This is a genomic window from Amorphoplanes friuliensis DSM 7358 (assembly GCF_000494755.1).
Classification (GTDB): domain Bacteria; phylum Actinomycetota; class Actinomycetes; order Mycobacteriales; family Micromonosporaceae; genus Actinoplanes; species Actinoplanes friuliensis.
In genome coordinates this window covers 4,521,630-4,539,400 of record NC_022657.1, presented here as the reverse complement: position 1 = coordinate 4,539,400, position 17,771 = coordinate 4,521,630, and the positions used below count along the sequence as shown (strand labels likewise).

Genomic DNA, 17,771 nt, shown 5'->3' with positions numbered 1-17,771 from the left:
AGCTGCGCGCAACTCCGCCCGCGGACCACTACCCACGCTGCGTGCTACCCACGCTGCGTGCCACCCCACGCTGCGTGCCACCCCACGCTGCGTGCCGACCTACACGCTGGGCAGGAACCTCGGCGCTGCGCACCACCCTCGCACGGCGCCGAGGCCCCGTGCGCGGTGCGCCGGCTGCGTTTGCTGTGGGCGGTCCGATGCGCTGGGGGTCAGATCTCCGGCCGTTCGTCCAGCGGCCGCCTTGAGGGGTTGGTGGTCAGTCGTCGAAGCTGACTGTCAGTTTGGGGGACGTGGGGACTGATTGGCAGGTCAGGATAAAGCCGGCAGCGACCTCGGCGGGTTCGAGGGCGAAGTTGCGGCGCATTTCGGCGTCGCCTTCGGTCACGCGGGCGCGGCAGGTGCCGCAGACGCCGCCCTTGCAGGCGAAGGGGAGGTCCGGGCGGGAGCGCTGGGCTCCTTCCAGGACGGTGTCGCCTTCCGGCACGGTCACCGTGGTCGCCCGCCCGTCGAGGACGACCGTGACCTCGCTGCTCGGGCCTTCGGGGCCGCGTTCCTCGCGCAGCGGTTCCGGGGGTGCCTCGTCGACCCAGAACAGCTCGCGATGGATGCGGGACGCCTCGACGCCGTACTCGCTCAGGACCTCCGTCGCGTCCGTCACCATGCCGAACGGTCCGCACAGCCACCAGTGGTCGGTCCCGCGGACGTCGATGAGCAGCGGGAGCAACGTGCGGAGCTTGCCGGCGTCGAGGCGTCCGGTCAGCAGGTCGACCTCGCGGGCCTCCCGGGACAGCAGGTGCACCAGCTCGAGCCGCGACGGGTGGGCGTCCTTCAGGTCGGCGAGTTCCTCCGCGAACATGACCGTGTCCGCGCGCCTGTTGCCGTACAGGATGCTCACGTGGGCGTCGGGGTGTCGCAGCAGGGAAGCGGCGATGGAGAGGACCGGGGTGATTCCCGAGCCGGCGGCGATGAGCACGTGCCGGCCCGCCGCTTCGAGCTCCGGCGTGAAGGTGCCGGTCGGTGGCGCGACTTCGACGCTGTCTCCGGGACGCAGGCCGTGCACGAGCCAGGACGACACGAGGCCGCCGGGCACCTCACGCACGCCGATGCGGGGACGTTCGCCCGCCGCTGCGCAGATGGAGTAGGTGCGGCGTTCGTCGGCGCCGGCCTCGATCCGGCGAACCGTCAGGGACTGACCCGGCCGGAACGCATACCGCTCGGCCAGCTCGTCGGGGACGTCAAAGGTCACCGCGACCGCGTCGTCGCAGAGCCGTTCGACGGCGGCGACCCGCAGCGCGTGGAACTCGCGGACCACCACGTCAGATCTCCTTCACGTGCTCGAACGGCTCACGACAGACCGGGCACCGCCGCAACGCACGGCAGGCGGTGGCGCTGAACGCGGCGATCTCCTCGGTCTCGGCGTTGCCGCACTGCGGGCAGGCGATCATCTGGCGCCGGGGCGTGAGCGTGAGCGGCACCGGCCCGGCGCCGCGCCGAGGTGCCGGCCCCGGCGGTGAGATCCCGGCCGTCGCCAGCTTGTCGCGCCCGGCGGACGTGATCCAGTCGGTTGTCCACGCCGGCGTCAGCACGGTCCGAACCTCGACCCGCGCGTACCCGGCCCGGCGCAGCGCGCCGGTCAGGTCGTCCTGAATCGTCTGCATGGCCGGGCAGCCGGAATACGTGGGTGTGATCGTGACGACAACCCCGTCGTCGGACTCGTCGACATCGCGCAGGATGCCGAGGTCAGCGAGCGTCAGCATGGGCAACTCGGGATCCGCCACCCGGGCCGCAACGGCCGCCGCGGTCACCACACGCCCCCGGGCGTCGACCGGGCCAGCCCCTGCAGCTCGGTGAGAATCTCCGCGAGCTCCGAACTGTGTTGACCATTCCTACCGTGCTGCTCCGCCGGGACCTCATCGGTCGCCGGGCGCAAGGTCGCCGCCTCGAGCACCTGAGCCCACACAGCCTCGAACTCAGCGCGCAAGGCCGACGGGTCAACCGCCACGCCGGCCTCAGCAAGGCGCAGCTCAACCTCGTGCGGGCGGAACAGCTCGTCGGTCAGAAGGTGCACCGCGTCGGTCGCTACCTGCATGCGCCGGTGCGAGACTTCGGTGCCATCACCGAGGCGGACAACCCACTGGGCCGCGTAGTCGCGGTGGTAGGTGACCTCCTTGACGCCCTTGGCGCCGATCGCCGCCAGGACCGGATCGGCCGAACCCGTGAGCCTGTCCAGCAGCGCGAGACGCCAGGTCGCGAAGACCAGCAGCCGGGCGACGAGGTGGGCGAAGTCGGCGTCCGGGCGTTCGACCAGCCGGACGTTGCGGAAGTCAGCCGGGTCCCGCAGGTAGGCCAGGCTGTCCTCGTCGCGGCCGGCGTCCTCGACCTCGGCCGCGCGGGTGAGCAGCAGACGGGCCTGACCGAGCAGGTCGAGGGCGATGTTCGCGATCGCGAGCTCGTCCTCCAGCTCCGGCGCGCGGGTCACCCACTGCTGCAGCCGGTGCGACATGATCAGCGCGTCGTCACCGAGCATCAGGCAATAGGCCGTGAGATCGGCCCGGTCGACGGCGGCGGGCACAGCGGTGTCCACCCCGGCGAGCGGGTCGGCGAACCCCGTGCCGTACGCCCACCGTGCATCGTCGTCGTGGTCGGTGAGCGCCTCGTAGGCAGCGTCGAAGGACATGGCCATCGCCTCAGATGTGCGGTACGGAGTCGGGGATGGAGTAGTAGGTCGGGTGCCGGTAGACCTTGTCGCCGCTCGGGGCGAAGAAGGCTTCCTTCTCGTCCGGGCTCGACGCGGCCACGTCGTCGGACCGCACGACCCAGATGCTGACGCCCTCGTTGCGCCGCGTGTAGAGGTCACGGGCGTGGTGCAGGGCCATCTGGTGGTCGGCGGCACGCAGCGAGCCGACGTGCACGTGGTTGAGTCCTCGCTTGGCCCGTACGAACACCTCGAAGAGCGGCCACTCATGCTTGATGTCCTCGCTCATGCCGCTGCCTCCTGACGACGGGACGCCTTGGCGGCGTGCACTGCGGCCGCTTCTCGGACCCATGCGCCGTCCTCGTCGGCACGGCGCCTGTTCTCGATGCGCAGGGCGTTGCAGGGGCCGTCACCCGAGATGACCCGCTGCAGCTCGGACCAGTCGATGGCGCCGAAGTCCCAGTGCCCGCGCTCCTCGTTCCAGCTCAGGTCCGGGTCGGGCAGGGTGACACCGAGCGCCTCGGCCTGCGGGACGCTCATGTCGACGAACCGCTGCCGCAGCTCGTCGTTGCTGTGCCGCTTGATCTTCCAGGCCATGGACTGGGCGGAGTTCGGCGACTTGTCGTCCGGCGGGCCGAACATCATCAGCGACGGCCACCACCAGCGGTTGACGGCGTCCTGGACCATCTCGCGCTGCGCGCCGGTGCCCCGCATCATCGTCATCAGCAGCTCGTACCCCTGCCGCTGGTGGAAGGACTCCTCCTTGCAGATGCGGATCATCGCCCGGCCGTACGGGCCGAAGGAGCTGCGGCAGAGCGGCACCTGGTTGCAGATCGCCGCGCCGTCGACCAGCCAGCCGATGACGCCGACGTCCGCGAAGGACAGCGTCGGATAGTTGAAGATCGACGAATACTTCTGCTTGCCCTCGATGAGCCGCCGGGTCAGGTCGCCACGGTCGGCCCCGAGGGTCTCCGCGGCCGAGTACAGGTAGAGACCGTGCCCGGCCTCGTCCTGCACCTTGGCGAGCAGGATCGCCTTGCGCCGCAGTGAGGGCGCCCGCGTGATCCACTCCCCCTCGGGCTGCATGCCGATGATCTCGGAGTGCGCGTGCTGCGCGATCTGCCGGATCATCGTCTTGCGGTAGCCCTCCGGCATCCAGTCCCGCGGCTCGACCCGCTGGTCCTTCGCGATGGTCTCCGCGAACGTCTTCTCGCCGAGGTCGGTCATCGGTTCACCTCCCAGGTGTGGAAGCCCTGTCCGGTCTTGCGTCCCAGTTCGCCGCGGGCGACCTTGTCGCGCAGCAGCTGCGGTGGTGCAAAGCGTTCGCCGAGCTCGCGGTGCAGGTGCTCGGCGATGGCGAGCCGCACGTCGAGCCCGACCAGGTCGGTGGAGCGCAGCGGGCCCATCGGGTGCCGGTAGCCGAGCTCCATGGCGCGATCGATCGAGGCGGCGTCGGCGACACCCTCCTCGAGCATGCGGATGGCCTCGAGTCCGAGCAGCACCCCGAGGCGACTCGTGGCGAACCCGGGCGAGTCGCGTACCAGGATGGCGGTCTTGCCGAGGTCGAGCGCCCAAGCCTGCGCCGCGTCGCGGACCGCGTCGGCGGTCTGCGGGCCGACGACGATCTCGACGAGGTCGCTCGCCGGCACCGGGTTGAAGAAGTGCATGCCGACCAGAGCTGCCGGGCGCTTCAGGCCTTCGGCGAGACCCGCGATCGAGAGTGAACTGGTGTTGGTGGCCAGAACGGTGTGCTCGCCGACCACCGCCTCGACGGCCGCGAGGACACGAATCTTCAGGCCGGCATCCTCCGGCACGGCCTCGATCACCACGTCGGTTTCGGCCGGCAGGGCGGACACGTCCGGAGCGAGGGTGACGCGGCCGAGGATCTGTGCGACGTCCTCGGTCAGCTTGCCGCGCTCCTCGGCCCGGCGCAGGCCGGTCTCCAGCCGTTGCCTGGCCGCGGCGCCGGCCGACGAGTCCTGCTCGACCAGCGTGACGCTGGACCCGGCCGCCGCGAAGACCTGCGCGATCCCTGCGCCCATCCGACCGCCGCCGACCACACCCACCGACTTCGGGGTCATCGGCGTTCTCCGGCCAGGAAGGCGTCCATGCGGGTGCGCTTGTCCTCGGACTCGAAGAGGATCGCCTGCGCGAGGTCGTCGGTGACCGGGTGGCCGCCGGGCGCGTCGGCAACAAGTTTGGTCAGCTTCAGGGCGAGGGTGCCGTTGCGCGACATGCGGTCGAGCAGCGAATGTGCCCGCTTGAGCAGCTCGTCGCCCGGCACGATCTCAGCGACCAGGCCGAGGCGGTAGGCATCGTCGGCGTCGAGGCGCCGGCCGGCGAGCAGGATCTGCTTGGCGACGGACGCGCCGACGAGCTCCCGCAACCGCCAGGTCGCCCCGGCCGCGGCCAGGATGCCCAGGCCCGGCTCGGGGTTCCCGAACACCGCGCCGGGTGAGGCCAGCCGCAGGTCGCAGGCGTACGCGAGCTCGGCACCCCCACCGAGCGCGTAGCCGTCGACGGCGGCGACCGTCGGCAACGGCAGACGGGCGATCCGGTCGAAGAGGCGGCTGTTGATCCCCTGCAACGCCTGATCGCGGCCGCGCTCGCGCAGCTCGGCGATGTCGGCACCGGCGGCGAACGTGCCCTCGGCTCCGGTGAGCAGCAGCAACCGTGGGTTGTCCTCGAGGCCGGCGCAGACCTCGTGGAGCTCGCGAATCATGGCCGCGTTGATGGCGTTGCGCGCCTCCGGCCGGTGCAACGTCACCACGACGCGGTCGTCGAGCTCTTCCACCCGCAGGGTGGTGGGCTGTGCCATCAGACGCGCTCCACCAGCATGGCAACACCCTGGCCGACACCGACGCACAGCGTGGCGAGGCCACGGCGGGCGTTCTCGCGTTCCATCCGGCCGAGCAGCGTGACGGTGAGGCGGGCTCCGGAGCAGCCGAGCGGGTGACCCAGGGCGATCGCTCCACCGTCCGCGTTGACCCGCTCCTCGTCCAGTTTCAACCGGCGGATGACGGCGAGGGACTGGACCGCGAAGGCCTCGTTGAGCTCGACGGCGTCGAGATCACCCACACCCCAGCCGGCCCGTGCCAGGGCCTTCTCGGTGGCGGGCACCGGTCCGAGACCCATGATCTGTGGCGGCACACCGGCGCTTGCTGACGTGACGATGCGGGCGCGCGGCGTCAGGCCGTACCGTTTGACCGCCTCCGCGCTGGCCACGACGACGGCTGCGGCGCCGTCGGAGAGCGGCGAGGAGGACCCGGCTGTGACAACACCGCCGGCGCGGAAGACCGGCCGCAGCGCGCCCAGGCGTTCCAGGCTGCTGCCCCGGCGCGGGATCTCGTCGATGCTGACCTTGCCGTCCTTGACGGCGACCGGGGTGATCTCGGCGGTGAAACGCCCGGCGTCGATGGCGGCGATGGCGCGTTCGTGGCTGCGCAGGGCAAAAGCGTCGCTGTCAGCGCGGGTGATTCCGTCGAGGGCGGCAACCTCCTCGGCCGTCTCCCCCATCGCGAGGGTGACGCGGCGGTCCTCGGGACCGGCGCCGGCCGTGCTGTCCTGGGCGGTGAACGCCGGGTTGGTGAAACGCCAGCCCAGTGAGGAGTCGACAACCTCGCCGGGACGCGCCCAAGGCGTGCCGGGCTTGGCCATGACCCACGGCGCGCGCGTCATGGATTCCACGCCGCCTGCCACCATCAGATCGGCCTCGCCGCTGCGGATCGCCTGAGCGGCCGACACGATCGCGGTCAGACCGCTCGCGCAGAGGCGGTTGACCGTGTAGCCGGGCACGGTGTCGGGTAGGCCCGCGAGCAGCACGGCCATGCGGGCGACGTTGCGGTTGTCCTCGCCGGCCTGGTTGGCGGCGCCGAGAACAACCTCGTCGATCGCCTCGCCGGGGACCCCGGCGCGGCTGACCGCCTCGCGCACGACCAGCCCGGCGAGGTCATCAGGGCGTACGCCGGACAGCGCGCCGCCGTACTTGCCCTGCGGAGTGCGGACGCCGCCGATCAGGAATGCGTCAGGCATTGGTCTCCCCCGCCAGGTGGTAGCGCGACTGCAGGGTGAAGAAGCGGCCGGAGACGAAGTAGGAGTCGGTCAGCGACGCGGTCGCGGCCGGATTGGCCGCGGTGCCGTGCAGGTCGCTGAAGGCCGCCGTCTGATTGACGAAGACACCGCCGGTGAGGTTTTGCGAGAGGTGCACACCGGCATCCAGCGCGGCCTCACGGGCGGCGGCGAGGATCTCCTGGGACGTCGAGTAGACCGAAGCGGTCAGCGCGCCGTACTGCCGCACGGTCTCCCTGAACACGTCGAGGCTGTGCCGGGTGGACTCGGTGGTGATGACAAATGAGACCGGGCCGAACCACTCCCGGGTGTACGTCTTCTCGTCGGCGGCGTCGATCCGCAGCACCACCGGCGTCCGGATGGTGGCCTCGGGGAACTGCTCGTCCGTCACCGCCGTGGACGGGTGGATGACGCCCGGGGTGTCGCCGGCCTCGGTCAGCCGCACCAGAACGCCGTCGTTGACGATCGCGCCCAGCGTGCCGGCGGCCCGCTTCGGGTCTCCGAGCAGCTTGTCGAGCGCCAGCGACAGGTCAGCGCCGAACTCGTCCGCGCTGCGGTGACCCGCGTCCGTCTCGATGCCCGTGGCGGGGACGAGGAAGTTTTGCGGGGTGGTGCACATCTGGCCGCTGTAGAGCGAGAGCGAGAACGCCAGGTTGCGCAACATCCCCTTGTAGTCGTCGGTGGAGTCCACGATGACCGTGTTGAGGCCGGCCTTCTCGGTGTAGACGACGGCCTGGCGGGCGTTCGCCTCGAGCCAGTTGCCGAACTCGCTGGAGCCGGTGAAGTCGACGATCCGCACGTCGCGGTGGGTGGCCAGGGTCGCGGCGATGCCGTCGCCCGGCTCCTCGACCGCGAGGGTCACGAGGTTGGGATCCAGGCCGGCCTCGGTGAGCACCTCGCGGGCGATCTGCACCGTGATGGCGAGCGGCAGGACAGCACCGGGGTGCGGCTTCACGATCACGGCGTTGCCCGTGACGAGGCTGGCGAACAGGCCCGGGTAGCCGTTCCAGGTCGGGAAGGTGTTGCAGCCGATCATCAGGGAGACACCACGACCGACGACGGTGCTGATCTTGGCGAGGCGCAGCGGGTCGCCACCACGCTGCGGCTTGGTCCAGGTGGTCGTCGCGGGGATGCGCGTCGACTCGGCCAGCGCGACAGCCACCGCCTCGAGGCCACGGTCCTGGGCGTGAGCGCCGCCGGCCTGGAAAGCCATGACGAACGCCTGGCCGGTGGTGTGCTGCACGGCGTGCGCCAGCTCGAAGATGCGGGCGTTGATCCGGCGCAGGATCTCGGCGGCCACACCGGCGCGCCCCTGCGGCCCGACGGCCTGCCAGACCGGCGTCGCGGCGCGGGCGGCGGCGATCAGATCAGCCGGCTCACCCCGCGGATACCGGATGTCGAGACTGACGCCGTACGGAGAGCGCTCGGTCGAGATCGTCCCCGTCGCACCGGGGACCTCGATCGGGAAATCGGAACCGAGCAATGCCCGGAAGGCCTGCTCCCCGGTCGCCGCGGCGTCCTCGCCGTAGACCGACTTGCTCGGGGACTCGGGGTAGGCCGACCAGTAGTCGCGCACCGCCGCCGCCTCGATCGCCTTGTCGAGCAGCTCGCGGTGCGTCTCGTAGAACTCGGCGGGGGTTGTCATCGGCGCTCCTGTGCGGTTGGCTGTATCTCATATTTACCGTCCGATCGGTCGGTAATCAAGACGGCAGCCAAGATCAAGCGGAAGCTGGGTGAACATGGCACGGACCGCGGCACACGACATGTTCGATCGCGACAAGGCCTCCCAAAGACTTGGCATGGAGCTTGTTTCCGCAGGTGAGGGCGCTGCCGTCGTGCGCATGAGAGTCACCGCCGAGATGGTCAACGGGCACGGCACGACCCACGGCGGCTACGTGTTTCTCCTGGCCGACACCGCCTTCGCCTGCGCCTGCAACAGCCACGGTCCGGTCACCGTCGCGGCCGGCGCCGACGTCACGTTCCTGCGTCCCACGGCCGAGGGTGATCAGCTCGAGGCGCACGCGCGAGAGCGCTCCACGAGCGGCCGCAGCGGCGTCTACGACGTCACGGTCTCCCGGGACGGCGACGTGATCGCCGAGTTCCGGGGCCGCAGCCGAGTGATCAGTCCGGGACGCCCGGCATGACCGACGAGGAAAGCCTCGCCGAGGGCGAGAGGCTGGTCGAGCTCCTCAAGGAGAGCAACCGGCCACGCCGCGGCAGACCGGGTCACGACCTCCGCGCGGTCCTCGCCGCGGCCGTGCAGCTGTTCAACGAGCGCGGTTACGAGGCCACCAGCATGGACGACGTGGCGAAGCGGCTGGGCATCACCAAGTCGAGCCTCTATCACCACGTCAGCGGCAAGCAGGAGCTGCTGCGGTCCGCGATCGATCAGGCGCTCGACGGCCTCGACGAGGTGATGACCGAGGTCGAGCAGGAGGACGCGCCCGCCATCGAGCGCCTCGAGATGCTCATCCGCAACAGCGTGCTCGTCCTGACCGAGCGCCTCGAATACGTCACCCTGCTGCTCCGGGTCCGTGGCAACACCGCGGTGGAGCTGCAGGCCCTGATCCGCCGCCGGATCTTCGACGCCAAGGTGACCAAGCTCGTCGAGCAGGCCCGCGATGAGGGTGCGATCCGTCCCGACGTCGACGCCGCCACCGCCGCCCGCCTGCTCTTCGGCATGGTCAATTCGCTCATCGAGTGGTACAGCCCTCGCCGCGGCGGCGCGGCGGAGCTCGCCGACACCGTCACCGCCATCGCCTTCGACGGCCTGCGCACGAGGCAATGAGGTTCCGAGGAGAGAGTCATGCAGGACCGCACCCCCCGACCCGAAGATCTCGACCCGATCGAGCGGGCGTCCGTCGACGAGCTGCGCGCGCTGCAGCTCGAGCGCTTGCAATGGTCGCTGCGGCACGCCTACGAGAACGTCCCGCAGTACCGGAAGATGTTCGACGAGATCCAGGCCCACCCGGACGACCTGCACCAGCTCGGTGACCTGGCGAAGTTCCCGTTCACCGACAAGGCCGTGCTGCGGGCGAACTACCCCTTCGACATGTTCGCCGTGCCCCGCGAACGGATCTCCCGGCTGCACGCCTCGTCGGGGACGACGGGACGCCCGACCGTCGTCGGGTACACGAAGGACGATGTCCGGACCTGGGCCCGGCTGATGGCCCGCTCGATCCGGGCCTCCGGGGGCCGCCCCGGCGACCGGGTGCATGTGGCCTATGGATATGGCCTGTTCACCGGCGGTCTCGGCGCGCACTACGGCGCGGAGGAGCTCGGTTGCACGGTCATCCCGGTGTCGGGCGGCATGACCGAGCGGCAGGTCATGCTGATCAACGATTTCAAGCCGGACATCATCATGGTCACACCGAGCTACATGCTGGCGATCGTCGACGAGATGCACCGCCAGGGTGTCGACCCGCGCAGCACCTCCCTCGCCGTGGGCATCTTCGGCGCCGAGCCGTGGACCCAGGACCTGCGCACCGAGATCGAGCAGCAGCTCGACATCCACGCGCTCGACATCTACGGCCTGTCCGAGGTGATGGGACCCGGCGTCGCGACCGAGTGCGTGGAGACCAAGGACGGCCTGCACGTCTGGGAGGACCACTTCTACCCGGAGATCATCGACCCGGTGACCGGCGAGGTGCTTCCCGACGGCGAGACGGGCGAGCTCGTCCTCACGTCGCTGACCAAGCAGGCGATGCCGGTCGTGCGCTACCGGACCCGGGACCTCACGCGCCTGCTGCCGGGCACGGCCCGCCCGATGCGCCGCATCGAGAAGATCACCGGACGCACCGACGACATGATCATCCTGCGCGGCGTCAATCTCTTCCCCACCCAGATCGAAGAGCTCATTCTCCGTACGCCCGAACTGGCCCCGCACTTCCAATGCCTGCTGACCCGCGACGGCCGTCTCGACGCCATGACCGTCAAAGTGGAACGCCGCCACGGCATCGGGGCGCCGGCGGCCGAGGCAGCGGGGCGGCAGCTCGCCACCCTGGTGAAGAACACGATCGGCGTCAGCGTGGCGATCGACGTGATCGAGCCCGACGGGGTCGAACGCTCGATGGGCAAGATGCGCCGCATCGTCGACCAGCGCCCGAAGGACTAACTCACAGCGGCCGTGCTGCCGCGGACCACGAGGCGGGGGTTCAGCACTATCTCCAGGCGCTGCTTGCGGCCCTCGTCCAGGCGCTGGACCGCCGCCAGCACCGCATGGCTGGCCTGGGCGGCCGGATCCTGGTTGATGGTGGTGAGGTCGATGTGGGCCAGCCGGGCGAGGGTGCTGTCGTCATAACCGACGACGGAGATCTGACCGGGAACGTCCAGCCCGCCGCGGAGGAACGCGTCCATGAGACCGACGGCGCAACGGTCGTTGGAGGCAACGACGGCGGTCGGGCGGTCGGAGGCGGCCGCCAGCCGGCGGCCTGCGCGGATGCCACCCTCCTCGGTGTGGTCGCCCGGAACGATCCTGATCTCGTCGGCGAGCCCGGCGCGGCGCATGCCGTCGCGGTAACCACGACGGCGGGCGGCCGCGACGACGCCCCGGCCGCCGTCGACCAGGGCGATGTGCCGGTGGCCGAGACCGATCAGATGATCGAGGGCCTCCGACACGCCGACCTGATCGGCGGAACGGACCACGTCCACGTCACCGGCAGCGACCCGGCGTCCGATCGCGACCACCGGCACCTGCGCGGCGAGCGCCGCCAGCCGATCGTCGGCGGCATCCGGACCGATCAGGAGCAGAGCCTCGCAGCGGAAGTCCAGCAGCGTCTCCACGGCACGGTCCTCGTCACGGTGCCGGGTGAGGGTGGACAGCACGATCTCGTACCCGACCCGGTCGGCCTCGGCCTGGATCTCCTCCACCAGCTCGGCATGGAACTGGCTCCGGATGTCGAGCATGACGCCGAGCAGATGCCGGCGCCGCCGGGCGAGCAGGCTCGCGGTGCGATCGGCGCGGTAACCCAGCTCCGCAGCCGCCTCGAGCACGCGTCTCCGCGTCTCCGCACTGGGCCCGGGTGCGCCGCGCAGCACCAGCGAGACCGACGCCGTCGAGACGCCCACACGGGCGGCGACATCGTCGAGCCGGGGTCGTTGATCCACTACGGAAACCTCCGGTAACCCTTGACACACAACGAGATCGACTTGGATAGTACTCGCAGTTAAAGCGCTTTAAAAGCGCGGACCCGCTCCTCCTGCTCCCGCTCGACATCCTCGGTCCGACACCCTTCAGCCGGAGGTCCCTCCCATGGCAGATCGCTCCCTCGGTGTGGCCGTCATCGGCGCCGGCATGGTCGGCCGCGCGCACGCCAACGCCTACCGCAACGCGTCCACGGTCTTCGGGACCGGCCCGTCGCCCCGCCTGGTGGCCATCGCCGACGTCCACGAGCCGTTCGCCACCGACGCCGCCCGTCGCTACGGCTTCTCCCGCACCGCGACCGACTGGCGAGCCGTCGTCGACGCCCCCGACATCGACGCGGTCAGCGTCGCCGTGGCCAACAACCTGCACCGCGAGATCGTCGAGGCGGCGCTCGCCGCGGGCAAGCACGTCCTCTGCGAAAAGCCCCTCGCTCCGAGCATCGGCGACGCCCAGGCGATGGTCGACGCCGCAGCGGCCACCGACCGCGTCGCTGCCGTGGGCTTCACCTTCCGCCGCTCCCCCGCGATCAACGCCATCCGCGAGCAGGTGTTGCACGGCGGGCTCGGGAGGGTGCGGCACATCGTCGGCAACTACTGGACCGATTACGGCTTCGATCCGCAGCGCCCGATGAGCTGGCGTTACCTCGGCGGCCCGGGGTCGGGTGTGCTCGCCGACATCGGCAGCCACCTGGTCGACCTGGCCGAGTTCTTCTGCGGCCCCACCACCGGCGTGCACGGCACCTCGATGAGCACGCTGATCACCTCCCGGCGCAAGCCGCTCGGGGTCGCCGTCGGGCACTCCGGCGGGGTCGAGCTCAGTGACGATCTGGTCCCGGTCGACAACGAGGACATCTGCACCTTCACCACCTCGTACGCCGGAGGTGCGCTCGGCACGTTCTCGTTGTCACGGGTGGCGTACGGGCACGCCAACTCGTTGAAGCTCGACCTGTTCTGCGAGAACGGGACCGCTTCGTTCGACCTGACGCGGCCGGCCGAGTTCAGCGTCATCGACGGGACGCCCGCGCAGGAGGTAAACGGGGCGCGGCAGGTGTTCATCGGGCCGTGGCATCCGTACATCTCGCGGGGCCTGCCCATGGACTTCCCCACCGTGGGCCACGGGCAGAACGACTTCTTCGTGTTCCAGGCCCGCTCCTTCCTCGACCAGATCGCCGGGGTCGAGCAGCTCCCGCCGTGCCCCGACCTGGCGCACGGGCTGCACAACCTGCGCGTGCTCGACGCGGTCGTGTCGGCCACCGACAAGCCCGTCCACCTCTGAGCCGGAAAGGCCGCCACTCATGAAGCTCGGTGCCTACACCGCCTGCCTGCACGACCGCTCCCTGGACGAAACCCTCAAGATCCTCGGCGAGCTCGGTCTGACGAGCGCCGAGATCAACGCCGGTGGCTTCATCCCCGCACCCCACCTGCCGATCGACGACCTCCTCGCCAGCGCCGGCGCCCGTGAGGACTACCTCGGCCGTTTCGCTCAGGCCGGCATCACGCTGACCGGTCTGAACGTCAACGGCAACCCGCTCAACCCCGACCCCGAGGTCGGTCCGAAGCACGCCGCGGACCTGCACCGCGCCATCGACGTGGCAGCCGCACTCGGCGTGAAACGCATCGTGGCGATGTCGGGCCTGCCCGCCGGTGAGCCCGGCGGCACGGTCGGCAACTGGGTGGTGAACCCGTGGGACAGCCAATATCTCGACGTCCTCGACTACCAGTGGCAGCAGGTGGCGGTGCCGTTCTGGAAGGACGTCGATGCCCGCGCGGCCGCCGCCGACGTCAAGATCTGCATCGAGATGCACCCGCAGAACCTCGTCTTCAACCCGCCGACGCTCCAGCGGCTCGTCGAGCAGACCAACGCCAGCCACGTCGGCGCCGAGCTCGATCCCAGCCACCTCTTCTGGCAAGGCATGGACCCGGTCGCCTGCGTCGAACACCTCGGCGGCCTCGTCTTCCACGCCGCCGCCAAGGACACCCGGATCAACCCCGACCACGTCAAGCTCTACGGTGTCCTGGACGACCGCTTCACCCGGACCGCGGCGGATGCCGACCCGTTGAACATCGGCGGAAAGAACACCCTGAACCAGTGGCCGAAAAACGCCGCCTGGGAGTTCGTGGCCGTCGGCCGCGGCCACAGCGTCAAGGACTTCTGGGTGCCGTTCCTGCAGGCGCTCCACGCCGTCGATCCGGACATGGCCGTGAACATCGAGCACGAGGACCAGGAGTTCGACCAGGTCGAGGGCCTCCGCCTGGCCGCCGACAACCTCCTCGCCGCCGGCGCCCGGGCCGGGATCTGACCATGACCACCATCCGATGGGGTCCGCCCACGCGAACGGTCGACATTGCCGTCGCGGGCCGTGACGAGGTTCCTTGCCGCCTCGGCAAACCTCGCAGCCGGTTCCGCGACCGGCGAGTCCCTCCTCGCAGCGGACGCGCCCGACGCGGTATCCCGGCGACGACCCACGACGGCCTCAAGACCGCAGCAGCCTCGGACCTCCCCGAGACGCTGCCCTGAACCGGGTCGCCGCCGTCGGCAACGAAGCCGGCGGCGGCGGCTCCCCTCACCACCCGCCGGAACCCCCTGAAGTTGGCTCAGTCCACACGGACATTGACAACACGCGATCTTCCACTGCGTGCTCATAACGGCGTTCAGCGTCCGGCACCTCATTGCTCTAGCGGGGAGTTGCTGGGTGCTCGCTTGCGGAAGCGGGAGAGCGGGGGCCCTTTAAGCTGGGCCGAAGTTGCGGACGGCTATCGGGAGGCTACGTGCGGCGAGTGCTTGCGGGGACCGTCGTTGCTGCGCTGCTCATGGGCGCAGCGGGGTGTACCGACGATGACGGCGAAGCTGCCCCTGACGGACCTCCAGCCAGCACTTCCGCCGCGCCCAGTCAGTCGGCAGCGGACGGCCCGGTGCAGACGCGGGTCGTGGATGCCGGTGGAGACCGGCTTCGGATGAGCGTCGGGCCGCTGATCAGATCGGGCGGCACGGTGGTGCTTACCGTGCAGACCACGCTCGAGCAGGCCGGCAACGGTGGAGCAGCCGTGGTCAGCCGGCACTTCTCCTCGATTCTGTCCACGTCGTTCGATGCGGCGCGGCTGATCGACGAGGCGGGGCGCAGGGTCTACCTGGTCTCGCGGAACACTGCCGATGACGGGTGTGTCTGCACCGGGCTGTTGCGGGTCGAGGCCGGGGAGACACGACCGTTGCAGGCGGCGTTCGGCGGGCTGCCGGCCGGTCTCCAGCGGGTGTCCGTGATGTTGCCTCATGCCGGGGTGTTCACCGACGTGCCCATCCTCGACGGTGCGGTGCCCGAGCCGCCGACCGGGGTCAACGCTGCGGGGCGGGTGCAGAAGGCGCTTGATCTCAGCGATGTCGCCGCTTCTTACGGGGCGGGGCTGGAGGCGTACACGGAGCGGGTGGGCGTGGGGGTGAGGACCCGGCGCGGGGCTGATCAGGTGGATATCAGCCTGGACACCGACGTTCTGTTCCGGCTCGACAGTGCCAAGCTCACGTCCCGGGCCTCGAAGACGATCGGTGCTGCGGTGGCCGATCTGAAGGCTGCGGGGCCTGGGCCGTTGACCGTTACCGGGCATACCGACAGCACCGGCACCACGGCCCACAACCAGACCCTGAGCGAGCAGCGGGCGCGGGTGGTCAGCGAGGCACTCACCACGCAGTTACCCGACGGGCAATGGCCGAAGACCGTTGCGGCCAAAGGGGAAAGCCAGCCCACCGTGCCGAACGACTCGGACGCGAACCGGGCTCTGAACCGGCGGGTGACGATCACCTTCAAGGAGCGGCGCAACAACACGGGCGCGGGGAGCACGGCGCCACTGCCGAAGACCAAGGGTGAAGAGGGCAAGGCGCCCGACGGGGTCGAGGTCTCGCTGCCGTTGAACCGGGGGACGATCCGGTTCGTGCCCGGAGCCGCCACGGTGCGCGGACCGTTCCTGCTCGTGAACCTCACGGCGCGTAACACTGGGGAGGGCAAGGCGACCATTCTCGACTTCCTCGGGCAGGGCGTGTTCACGGTACGCAGCGAGTTCGACCCGTTCGCCCGCTACGGGGCTGCGGGTGTCCGGCTCCTGCAGGGTGACACCGCGTCGTACGGGCTGGATTACGAGCTCGAGCCGGGCGATCACCGCTGCCTGTGCGACCGCCTCCTCAACCAGGCAATCCCACCGGGCAGCGAGCGGCTGCTGTCACTGTGGTTCCCAGCTCCGCCGGCCGGAGAGAAGGTGATCACGATCGACGTGGCCGATCGGCTCCGCATCACCGACATCCCGATCAGCTGAACCGCCGGGACCGTCGCTCGACGAAATCAGCAAGCGTGACCACACGTCAGCCACCGGCAGCGGGAATGCTCGACGGCAGGCAGACCGACCTGATGAACGCCCGGTCTACCAACGAGTCGGCGGACGCTAGCGCGAATATTCAGCCGGCAGGAAGGCCAATGACGGTGCGGACGACCAGTCGGCACGCGAGCTGGTGGCGGCCGGACGATCAACCGGCAGCGGGCCGGGCCGATGGCCGCGCCGACAGTAAGCCGGCGAGCCCTCAGGCGCGAAGCTCAGCCGGTAGGCGCGACGGGTGGTGGAGCGAACAATCAGCCGGTGGGCAGGCCGGCGGCGGCGCGGATGAACGACTGCGGGTAGGCCACTGGCGGCGCCGCGGCCGATGAGCCATTGAACGCGCCGATAGCGGCCCGGGCGAGCGCCAGTCGGCGGGCCGGCCGCGGCCCAAACGATCAGCCGGAGGACGGTCAGCTGTGGCGCAGACGATCGGCCGGAGGACGGGCAGCAGGGCCGGGTGAGCAGCCGATAGGCGGGCGCCGGTGAGGGCGATCAACGCGAAGGTGGGCCGGTGGTGGCTCGGATGATCAGGTGGGGTGGGATGACGATTTCTCGGGGGGTTGGGCGGGCGCCGTCGATGCGTTCGATCGCGCGCTGGACTGCCTGCGTTGTCAGGGCATCGACGTCCTGGGCGACCGTGGTCAGCGCGACGTGGGCAAGCCGGGCCAGCCGACTGTTGTCATAGCCGACGACGCTCAAATCACCCGGCACCGCAAGACCCGCGCGGCGCACCACGTCCAGGACACCGGTGGCGCAACGGTCGTTGAACACAGTGACCGCTGTTGGCAGGTCCGTCAGCAGGGACTCCGCCGCCCGTGCGCCGTCCTCCTCCGTGAGGCCGCCCGGGATGATTCGTGGCTCCCCGACACCGGCCATGGCCTGCGTGTAGCCGCGTCGGCGTGATGTTGCGCCCGGTGCGCGGCTGCCGTCGATGTGGGCGATCCGGTGGTGGCCCAGGGAGGCGAGGTGGTCGACGGCCTGGTGCAGGCCTTCGGCGTCAGCCGTGCGGACCACGTCTACCGCAGGATGCCGCACGCCCCGCGCCACCACGAGCACCGGCATCCGGGCGGCCAATTCGGCCAATGTGGCGGCCGGGGATTGTGGGCCCAGCAGGATGAGCGCTTCGCAGCGGTCCTGGAGCAGACCGGCGATGGCCTTCCGCTCGTCGCGACCCGGCGCCACCGCGCTCAGCGCGAGCTCGTAACCATGCTGCTCGGCTGCTGCGTACAGGCCCGTGACCAGGTCGCCGTGGAAGGTGTGTTGGACGCCGAAGACGACGCCGAGGAGGCGGGTGCGGCCGCTGCGGAGGAGGCGGGCGCGGCTGTCGGGGTGGTAGCCGAGGCGCTCGGCGACTTCGAGCACGCGGCGCCGGGTGGCTTCGCTCGCGCCGGCTGCGTCGCGCATGACGATCGAGACCAGTGCCGTGGAAACTCCGGCTGCGGCGGCGACGTCAGCGAGGGTGGTGCGGCGGTCACCGGGCATGGCAGCAGCTTACTAGAACGTTCTAGAG

Annotated in this window: 17 protein-coding genes; 6 read left to right on the top strand and 11 right to left on the bottom strand. The window is 70.2% G+C overall.

Features of this window, described 5'->3' with window-relative positions; translation table 11 throughout:
- Positions 1 to 256: 256 nt before the first annotated feature.
- Genes paaE through paaN form a run of 9 tightly spaced genes read right to left on the bottom strand, consistent with a single transcriptional unit; the run spans position 257 to position 8,408 of the window.
- Complete coding sequence (paaE, locus tag AFR_RS21000) at positions 257 to 1,315, bottom strand: 1,2-phenylacetyl-CoA epoxidase subunit PaaE (protein WP_023362810.1); 1,059 nt, start codon at positions 1,313 to 1,315, stop codon at positions 257 to 259.
- A gap of 1 nt (position 1,316) precedes the next feature.
- Positions 1,317 to 1,808, bottom strand: a complete 492-nt coding sequence (gene paaD / locus AFR_RS20995) for a 1,2-phenylacetyl-CoA epoxidase subunit PaaD (protein WP_023362809.1) — start codon at positions 1,806 to 1,808, stop codon at positions 1,317 to 1,319.
- On the bottom strand, positions 1,802 to 2,677 hold the full coding sequence (gene paaC, locus AFR_RS20990) for a 1,2-phenylacetyl-CoA epoxidase subunit PaaC (RefSeq protein ID WP_023362808.1): 876 nt from the start codon (positions 2,675 to 2,677) through the stop codon (positions 1,802 to 1,804). The genes paaD and paaC overlap by 7 nt, the downstream gene beginning before the upstream one ends.
- A 10-nt stretch (positions 2,678 to 2,687) precedes the next feature.
- Positions 2,688 to 2,984, bottom strand: a complete 297-nt coding sequence (paaB, locus tag AFR_RS20985) for a 1,2-phenylacetyl-CoA epoxidase subunit PaaB (protein ID WP_023362807.1) — start codon at positions 2,982 to 2,984, stop codon at positions 2,688 to 2,690.
- Positions 2,981 to 3,922: a 1,2-phenylacetyl-CoA epoxidase subunit PaaA gene (paaA, locus tag AFR_RS20980; RefSeq protein WP_023362806.1), complete on the bottom strand. Its 942-nt coding sequence runs from the start codon at positions 3,920 to 3,922 to the stop codon at positions 2,981 to 2,983. The genes paaB and paaA overlap by 4 nt, the downstream gene beginning before the upstream one ends.
- Positions 3,919 to 4,776 (bottom strand): 3-hydroxyacyl-CoA dehydrogenase family protein, encoded by an 858-nt coding sequence (locus tag AFR_RS20975; RefSeq protein ID WP_023362805.1) that lies wholly within the window; start codon positions 4,774 to 4,776, stop codon positions 3,919 to 3,921. The genes paaA and AFR_RS20975 overlap by 4 nt, the downstream gene beginning before the upstream one ends.
- The gene (locus AFR_RS20970; RefSeq protein ID WP_023362804.1) at positions 4,773 to 5,513 is read right to left on the bottom strand and encodes an enoyl-CoA hydratase/isomerase family protein; all 741 of its coding nucleotides are present in this window, start codon (positions 5,511 to 5,513) and stop codon (positions 4,773 to 4,775) included. Before AFR_RS20970 ends, AFR_RS20975 begins: the two co-directional genes overlap by 4 nt.
- The gene (locus AFR_RS20965) at positions 5,513 to 6,727 is read right to left on the bottom strand and encodes a thiolase family protein (RefSeq protein WP_023362803.1); all 1,215 of its coding nucleotides are present in this window, start codon (positions 6,725 to 6,727) and stop codon (positions 5,513 to 5,515) included. Before AFR_RS20965 ends, AFR_RS20970 begins: the two co-directional genes overlap by 1 nt.
- A complete protein-coding gene (gene paaN / locus AFR_RS20960) occupies positions 6,720 to 8,408 on the bottom strand; it encodes a phenylacetic acid degradation protein PaaN (RefSeq protein WP_023362802.1) in 1,689 nt (562 codons plus the stop codon). The genes AFR_RS20965 and paaN overlap by 8 nt, the downstream gene beginning before the upstream one ends.
- Positions 8,409 to 8,502: 94 nt before the next feature.
- On the opposite strand from paaN, the gene paaI reads away from it, so the two are divergent.
- From paaI to paaK, 3 genes are read left to right on the top strand one after another with little or no spacing between them, the layout of a single operon-like run.
- Positions 8,503 to 8,907, top strand: coding sequence for a hydroxyphenylacetyl-CoA thioesterase PaaI (paaI, locus tag AFR_RS20955; protein WP_041841022.1), 405 nt, complete (start codon positions 8,503 to 8,505; stop codon positions 8,905 to 8,907).
- A complete protein-coding gene (locus tag AFR_RS20950) occupies positions 8,904 to 9,551 on the top strand; it encodes a TetR/AcrR family transcriptional regulator (RefSeq protein ID WP_023362800.1) in 648 nt (215 codons plus the stop codon). The genes paaI and AFR_RS20950 overlap by 4 nt, the downstream gene beginning before the upstream one ends.
- An 18-nt stretch (positions 9,552 to 9,569) precedes the next feature.
- Entirely contained in the window at positions 9,570 to 10,877 is a 1,308-nt protein-coding gene (gene paaK, locus AFR_RS20945) for a phenylacetate--CoA ligase PaaK (RefSeq protein WP_023362799.1), read from the top strand.
- On the opposite strand, the gene AFR_RS20940 is transcribed toward paaK, so the two are convergent.
- Positions 10,874 to 11,869: a LacI family DNA-binding transcriptional regulator gene (locus AFR_RS20940; protein ID WP_023362798.1), complete on the bottom strand. Its 996-nt coding sequence runs from the start codon at positions 11,867 to 11,869 to the stop codon at positions 10,874 to 10,876. The two genes, paaK and AFR_RS20940, sit on opposite strands and share 4 nt — an antisense overlap.
- A 145-nt stretch (positions 11,870 to 12,014) precedes the next feature.
- Here AFR_RS20940 and AFR_RS20935 point away from each other — a divergent pair, with 145 nt between their 5' ends.
- The 3 genes from AFR_RS20935 to AFR_RS20925 all read left to right on the top strand — a co-directional run bounded on the left by AFR_RS20935 (position 12,015) and on the right by AFR_RS20925 (position 16,204).
- Positions 12,015 to 13,181 carry a Gfo/Idh/MocA family protein gene (locus tag AFR_RS20935; protein WP_023362797.1) on the top strand — a complete coding sequence of 389 codons (1,167 nt, stop codon included), beginning with the start codon at positions 12,015 to 12,017 and terminating at the stop codon, positions 13,179 to 13,181.
- A 19-nt stretch (positions 13,182 to 13,200) separates the two neighbouring features.
- Entirely contained in the window at positions 13,201 to 14,205 is a 1,005-nt protein-coding gene (locus AFR_RS20930; protein ID WP_023362796.1) for a sugar phosphate isomerase/epimerase family protein, read from the top strand.
- Positions 14,206 to 14,818: 613 nt separating this feature from the next.
- The gene (locus AFR_RS20925; protein ID WP_158510557.1) at positions 14,819 to 16,204 is read left to right on the top strand and encodes an OmpA family protein; all 1,386 of its coding nucleotides are present in this window, start codon (positions 14,819 to 14,821) and stop codon (positions 16,202 to 16,204) included.
- Between the two features lie 549 nt (positions 16,205 to 16,753).
- Here the strand turns inward: AFR_RS20925 and AFR_RS20920 are convergent.
- A complete protein-coding gene (locus AFR_RS20920; protein ID WP_023362794.1) occupies positions 16,754 to 17,743 on the bottom strand; it encodes a LacI family DNA-binding transcriptional regulator in 990 nt (329 codons plus the stop codon).
- Between the last annotated feature and the right edge of the window lie 28 nt (positions 17,744 to 17,771).

What these genes read in the sequence shown, in the direction of transcription:
- AFR_RS20965 (WP_023362803.1), bottom strand. Translation starts at nt 6,727, where the DNA reads ATGCCTGACGCATTCCTGATCGGCGGCGTCCGCACTCCGCAGGGCAAG.
- paaI (WP_041841022.1), top strand. Translation starts at nt 8,503, where the DNA reads ATGGCACGGACCGCGGCACACGACATGTTCGATCGCGACAAGGCCTCC.
- paaB (WP_023362807.1), bottom strand. Translation starts at nt 2,984, where the DNA reads ATGAGCGAGGACATCAAGCATGAGTGGCCGCTCTTCGAGGTGTTCGTA.
- paaA (WP_023362806.1), bottom strand. Translation starts at nt 3,922, where the DNA reads ATGACCGACCTCGGCGAGAAGACGTTCGCGGAGACCATCGCGAAGGAC.
- AFR_RS20950 (WP_023362800.1), top strand. Translation starts at nt 8,904, where the DNA reads ATGACCGACGAGGAAAGCCTCGCCGAGGGCGAGAGGCTGGTCGAGCTC.
- paaN (WP_023362802.1), bottom strand. Translation starts at nt 8,408, where the DNA reads ATGACAACCCCCGCCGAGTTCTACGAGACGCACCGCGAGCTGCTCGAC.
- AFR_RS20930 (WP_023362796.1), top strand. Translation starts at nt 13,201, where the DNA reads ATGAAGCTCGGTGCCTACACCGCCTGCCTGCACGACCGCTCCCTGGAC.
- AFR_RS20935 (WP_023362797.1), top strand. Translation starts at nt 12,015, where the DNA reads ATGGCAGATCGCTCCCTCGGTGTGGCCGTCATCGGCGCCGGCATGGTC.
- AFR_RS20970 (WP_023362804.1), bottom strand. Translation starts at nt 5,513, where the DNA reads ATGGCACAGCCCACCACCCTGCGGGTGGAAGAGCTCGACGACCGCGTC.
- AFR_RS20975 (WP_023362805.1), bottom strand. Translation starts at nt 4,776, where the DNA reads ATGACCCCGAAGTCGGTGGGTGTGGTCGGCGGCGGTCGGATGGGCGCA.
- AFR_RS20920 (WP_023362794.1), bottom strand. Translation starts at nt 17,743, where the DNA reads ATGCCCGGTGACCGCCGCACCACCCTCGCTGACGTCGCCGCCGCAGCC.
- paaK (WP_023362799.1), top strand. Translation starts at nt 9,570, where the DNA reads ATGCAGGACCGCACCCCCCGACCCGAAGATCTCGACCCGATCGAGCGG.
- paaC (WP_023362808.1), bottom strand. Translation starts at nt 2,677, where the DNA reads ATGTCCTTCGACGCTGCCTACGAGGCGCTCACCGACCACGACGACGAT.